The organism is Mesobacillus sp., from assembly GCF_049588175.1.
GTDB lineage: Bacteria > Bacillota > Bacilli > Bacillales > Cytobacillaceae > Mesobacillus.
In genome coordinates, this window is the sequence record NZ_JBAVFI010000152.1 from 1 (window position 1) to 5,422 (window position 5,422).

At 44.3% G+C, this 5,422-nt stretch carries 4 protein-coding genes; 1 reads left to right on the top strand and 3 read right to left on the bottom strand.

Annotated elements, in window-relative coordinates; all coding sequences use genetic code 11:
- From WB217_RS03695 to WB217_RS03705, 3 genes are all read right to left on the bottom strand, one after another.
- Positions 1-1,112, bottom strand: a 1,112-nt coding sequence (locus WB217_RS03695; RefSeq protein ID WP_423990749.1) for a sugar ABC transporter permease, incomplete at its 3' end; no start/stop codon positions are given.
- A 12-nt stretch (positions 1,113-1,124) separates the two neighbouring features.
- The gene (locus tag WB217_RS03700) at positions 1,125-2,645 is read right to left on the bottom strand and encodes an ATP-binding cassette domain-containing protein (protein WP_423990751.1); all 1,521 of its coding nucleotides are present in this window, start codon (positions 2,643-2,645) and stop codon (positions 1,125-1,127) included.
- A 157-nt stretch (positions 2,646-2,802) separates the two neighbouring features.
- Complete coding sequence (locus WB217_RS03705) at positions 2,803-3,906, bottom strand: sugar ABC transporter substrate-binding protein (RefSeq protein WP_423990753.1); 1,104 nt, start codon at positions 3,904-3,906, stop codon at positions 2,803-2,805.
- A gap of 399 nt (positions 3,907-4,305) precedes the next feature.
- Here WB217_RS03705 and ftsZ point away from each other — a divergent pair.
- A partial coding sequence (ftsZ, locus tag WB217_RS03710) for a cell division protein FtsZ (protein ID WP_423990755.1) occupies positions 4,306-5,422 on the top strand: 1,117 nt, incomplete at its 3' end.

Sequence of the window (5,422 nt, forward strand, 5' to 3'; positions counted from 1 at the left end):
ATGATGTACTGATAGGAGATGCCTACTCCTAAAAGGTTCATCCCATTGGAAAGCGAGGCCATTACGATTGCACCAATAATCGCACCCGTTACTTTGCCGACACCACCTGCAGATGAAACTCCGCCTACATAGGCTGCCGCAATCGCATCAAGCTCAAACAGTGTACCTGCGGTCGTAGTAGCCGATTGCAGACGGGATGTGAATAAAATACCTGATAGCGCCGCAAGCATCCCCATTGAACCGAATACCATATACGTGATTTTCTTAACGTTGATTCCACTTAGGTGTGCTGCTTCCGGGTTGCTTCCGACAGCGTAAATATGTCTGCCAAGCACTGTTTTTGTGGTCAGGAAGTGATAGACAAGAACAACAAGCAGCATGATGACCACCGTCCAGGAGAAACCGTTATAGCCTGCGAGAATCCAAGTTATATAGGCAATGATGGCTGATACGAATACTAGCTTCAGAGTGAAGATGCCTTTAGAAACAACCTCAAACTGGTATTTAAGCTTATTTTTACGCGTAGAAATTTCACTGTAAATGTATAAAATGATGCCAACAATACCCACAATCAACGAGAGCAAATGCAGGCCATTCACTTCAACGATAGAAGGAATGAAGCCATTTCCGATTGCATTGAAATTTTCGTCCTTGATTATGATCGTTCCGGATTTCTCCGTCACCTGAAGCAAAGCGCCCCTGAAAATCAACATTCCTGCCAGCGTAGCCACAAAAGAAGGAATACCGATCTGAGCGATCAAAAGGCCATTGAACATTCCGATAATGATTCCTAGCACAAGAATGATTGGAATCGTTAAATAGATAGGCACGCCTGCTTGCGTGAGCAGAATCGCGGCAATCGCTCCGAGAAAACCTGCCAAAAATCCAACTGACAAATCAATGTGCCTGATAACGATGACCAGCGTCATCCCTACAGCCAGGACTGCAATATATCCAGCTGAATCAAGCAGATTGCTGATATTACGTGAGGACATGAAAAGTCCATCCGTCATGAGTGAGAAGGTAAGCATAATGAATAACAGTGCAATATACATTCCGTAGTCACGTATATTTACTTTGACCAACGACCTAAGTTCTGTGAAAAAGTTCAAAGGGATAACCTCCTATTGCGTAGCAAGCTGCATGATATTTTCTTGATTTGCCTCAGCTATGGACAACTCGCCTTTGATTTGTCCTTCCGCCATGACATACACTCGGTCACTCATCCCGAGCACCTCGCCAAGTTCCGAGGAAATCATGATGATGCTCAAGCCTTCGCTGATTAGCTTGTTCATGATTGTGTAAATTTCGAATTTAGCCCCAACATCGATCCCGCGTGTCGGTTCATCCAGAATCAAGAGCTTCGGCCCAACGAACAGCCATTTTCCGAGAGACACCTTCTGCTGATTGCCGCCGCTTAAATTACCGACCAATTGCTCGAGTGATGATGATTTGATGTTTAAGGATTTTTTGTAATTCGTTGCGACTTTTATTTCTTCATTATCATTTATGACTCCATTTGTTGAGACACCCTGCAGATGCGCGGCGGAAACGTTGCTTTTAATATCCTGAAGCAAAAACAGGCCATCGCCCTTCCGATCTTCAGTTACGTAGGCAATACCCGCTTTGATGGCTGCTCTCGGATGCTTCAGCTTCCTTGCAGAACCGTCAAACAGCAGATCTCCCTGAACTTTGTAAGACTTCGGATTGCCAAAAATGCTTAACGCCAGTTCAGTCCGCCCTGATCCCATCAATCCGGCTATCCCGATGATTTCACCCTTTTTTACATGGAGATTGGCATCCTTTACAACCTGGCGGCCAAGCTGTACATCGTATGCAGACCAATTTTTCAATTCAAGAATTTTTTCACCGAAGGTCTTGTTCGCTCTCTTAGGATAAATATCTTCAATATCCCTGCCGACCATATTCTTGATGATCATGCTTTCCGAAACATCCCCTTTGGAAGCATCAAGGGTACAGATCGTCCGGCCATCACGGAGAACCGTCGCCTGATCGGCAATAGAAATAACTTCCTTCAGCTTGTGCGAGATCATAATGCTCGTGATGCCCTGATTTTTCAGGTCTCCCAATAACTCCAGCAGGTTTTCGCTGTCGTCTTCATTAAGTGCGGCAGTTGGTTCGTCAAGAATGAGAAGTTTTACGTTTTTGCTTAGCGCTTTTGCGATTTCGACCAGCTGCTGCTTCCCTACACTCAAATCCTTTACAAGCGTTTCCGGGTTAACATTCAGCTTCACCTTTTTCAGCAATTCTTTCGCTTTCATGATGGTCTGGTTCCAGTCGACGATTGAGCCGCGCTTCACTTCATTTCCTGCGAAAATATTTTCATAAACCGTAAGATCAGGGAACAATGCTAACTCCTGGTAAATAATTGCGATGCCGGCATTCACGCTGTCACTGATTCTATTAAACTGCTGCACAGCTCCTTCAAAAACGATATCACCCTCGTATGTGCCATAGGGATACACGCCGCTCGTCACCTTCATCAAGGTAGACTTCCCTGCTCCGTTCTCCCCTATCAAACAGTGAATCTCGCCTTTTTTCACTTTAAAATTAACGTCGGAGAGCGCTTTGACCCCGGTAAACTCCTTGGATATCTGGTTCATCTCCAAAATATATTCGCTCATCCTGATCCCTCCCTTAACCAAACAACTGATGCATTTGCGAAATAGCGGCAGAATGCCCTGCCACTATTCCGCGCAAATATTGGATCTGTTTAAACACGTCAGTTGATTCTCCGCTCAAATCAACTGACTTGCAAAAATCAAATGTCCTTAATTAGTGTTATTCCAAACCTGTAAAATCATCTGCCTTATAGTACTTAGAATCAATCAATTCTTTTTGCACATTTTCCTTATCAACAACGATGACGTTCGTCTGTTTTGCTTTTACATCGACTTTGCCGTTGTCGTATGTGCCAGTTGTTTCAGGCTTTTTGCCATCCAGCACTGTAACCGCCATATCGATTGCATCTTTTACAAGAGTACGTACATCCTTGAAGACAGTCATAGATTGCTTGCCATCGATGATGTATTGGATTGACGCCTTTTCAGCATCCTGTCCTGTTACCACAAAGCTTGAAACATCGCCATCTGTTGCAAAAACATCAGCGATTGAACGAGCTGTGCCGTCGTTTGGTGCAAGAATAGCCACATCGCCTTTCATATCAGCGCTTGCTGCAGTCAAATGTGTTTGAGCTTTATTTTTCGCTTCGTTTGCATCCCAGTTTGTAGTAACCTGTCCTAGGATCTTGCTTAGTTGGTCACGAGAAAGCTCTGCTGTATCCTTCAATGCTTCAGCTTCGCTTGAATTAGCGATTTTGAATGTGCCATCCGCAATCTTAGGCTGAAGCACCTTCCATGCACCCTCGAAGAACAAGAACGCATTGTTGTCAGAAGCAGCACCTGCGTATAAGTACAACGGCACGTCAGAACCCTTTGCATTGTCGATCAAGTATTGCGCCTGTGCCGCACCTACAGCCAGGCTGTCGAACGTTACATAGTAGTCAACAGCATCTGTATTTGTAATCAGACGGTCATAAGCAATAACCGTGATGTCTTCCTTTTTAGCGGCTTCTACTGCAGCAGCTGCAGCATCGCCATCCTGAGGGCTGATAATCAGAACCTTGATGCCCTTGTTAATCAATGTTTCAACGTTTTCCTTTTCCTTTGCAGAAGATCCCTGGCTGAATAAAATTTCAGTGGAATACTTTGTATCAGATAAAGCATCTTTGAATCGCTGCTCATCCTGCACCCAGCGAGGCTCATCCTTTGTAGGCAACACGATTCCGACGTTGACCTCGCCTCCACTGTTGTTACATCCAGCAGCCAAGACCGTAAACATCATGACAACCAGCATAAGAGATATCAATTTCCAAGCCTTCTTCATTCCCATTCCCCTTTCAAACTTGTATTTATGTGCTTACAAGTCCATTATATCTAGGGAAAAAGCCAGTGAAAGCGCTATCACTAGCACTCTTTTAATATCATCTATACTTTTTTGTTGTGGACTGGCTGCAGGGGGAAATTAGGGACGAATAGGTGCCTTCTTCTTATAAAAATGGTGGAGATTGGCGAACCAGTGACCGCTCTAAAGCAACAAAGTTTAAAAAAAGGGCCAACTATGTGTCAGCAATCAGAACCTTCCCCTTGTCTCTTTTATTACTTTAAAGTTACAAATCATTAACAACCTTCAGGAAAAGACTCTATAAAACGAATTCTATAATGATAGAAGAAATCGAGAAAGAATGATTAGGGACACTTAGAAAAATCATTAGGAGGACAAGGGATGTTTGATATGGATCCATATATAGATAAATTTGCTACGGTAAAAGTGATCGGTGTGGGCGGAGGCGGAAATAATGCCGTTAACCGGATGATTGAAGATGGAGTACAAGGTGTAGAGTTTATTGCTGTTAATACGGATGCACAAGCGCTTAATATGTCAAAAGCGGAAATCAAGATGCAGATCGGTAATATGCTGACAAGAGGATTGGGTGCAGGCGCCAATCCCGAAATTGGCAGGAAGGCAGCCGAGGAAAGCAGGCAAGAACTTCAGGAAGTGCTAAAAGGCGCTGATATGGTTTTCGTGACAGCTGGTATGGGCGGAGGCACGGGTACTGGAGCGGCCCCTGCTATTGCTCAAATCGCGCGTGATGTTGGTGCTCTGACAATTGGCGTGGTGACACGACCATTCAAATTCGAAGGAAATAAACGTGCACAAAATGCGGCAGCCGGAATTAAAGAGATGAAAAAAGCCGTTAACACATTAATCATCATTCCAAACGAACGCTTATTGGAAGTAGTCGACAAAAGAACGCCAATGCTCGAAGCCTTCCGTGAAGCGGACAATGTCCTCAGGCAGGGCGTTCAAGGTATTTCGGATTTAATTGCCGTACCAGGTTTGATTAACCTTGATTTTGCTGATGTAAAAACAATTATGTCATTTCCAGGAACAGCACTAATGGGGATCGGTGTCGCCTCAGGTGATGGCCGTGCCGTCGCAGCTGCGAAGAAAGCCATCTCCAGCCCCTTGCTTGAAACCTCCATTGATGGAGCCAAGGGTGTATTGTTGAATATAACCGGCGGCAGTGATATAAGCCTGTATGAAGTACAAGAGGCAGCCGATATTGTAGCCGAAGCAACCGGCCAGGAATTAAATATGATTTTTGGTTCCGTCATTAACGAACAGCTTGATAAGAATATCATGATTACGGTGATTGCTACCGGATTCAACCATGATGATGAATTAACACCCAACACCTCCCAACGCTCTTTAACAGAAGGAAACGGAACGTACCATTCCCAAAGACACGCAGCACGACATGGGAATGTAACTTACAGAGAAGATTCTAATTACGAGAACCCTGTAAAATATATGGAACCTATAGAATATGAAGAACAAG

Bases quoted from the DNA above. Each gene is read 5' to 3' on its own strand.
- WB217_RS03700 (WP_423990751.1), bottom strand. From the start codon at position 2,645: ATGAGCGAATATATTTTGGAGATGAACCAGATATCCAAGGAGTTTACC.
- WB217_RS03705 (WP_423990753.1), bottom strand. From the start codon at position 3,906: ATGAAGAAGGCTTGGAAATTGATATCTCTTATGCTGGTTGTCATGATG.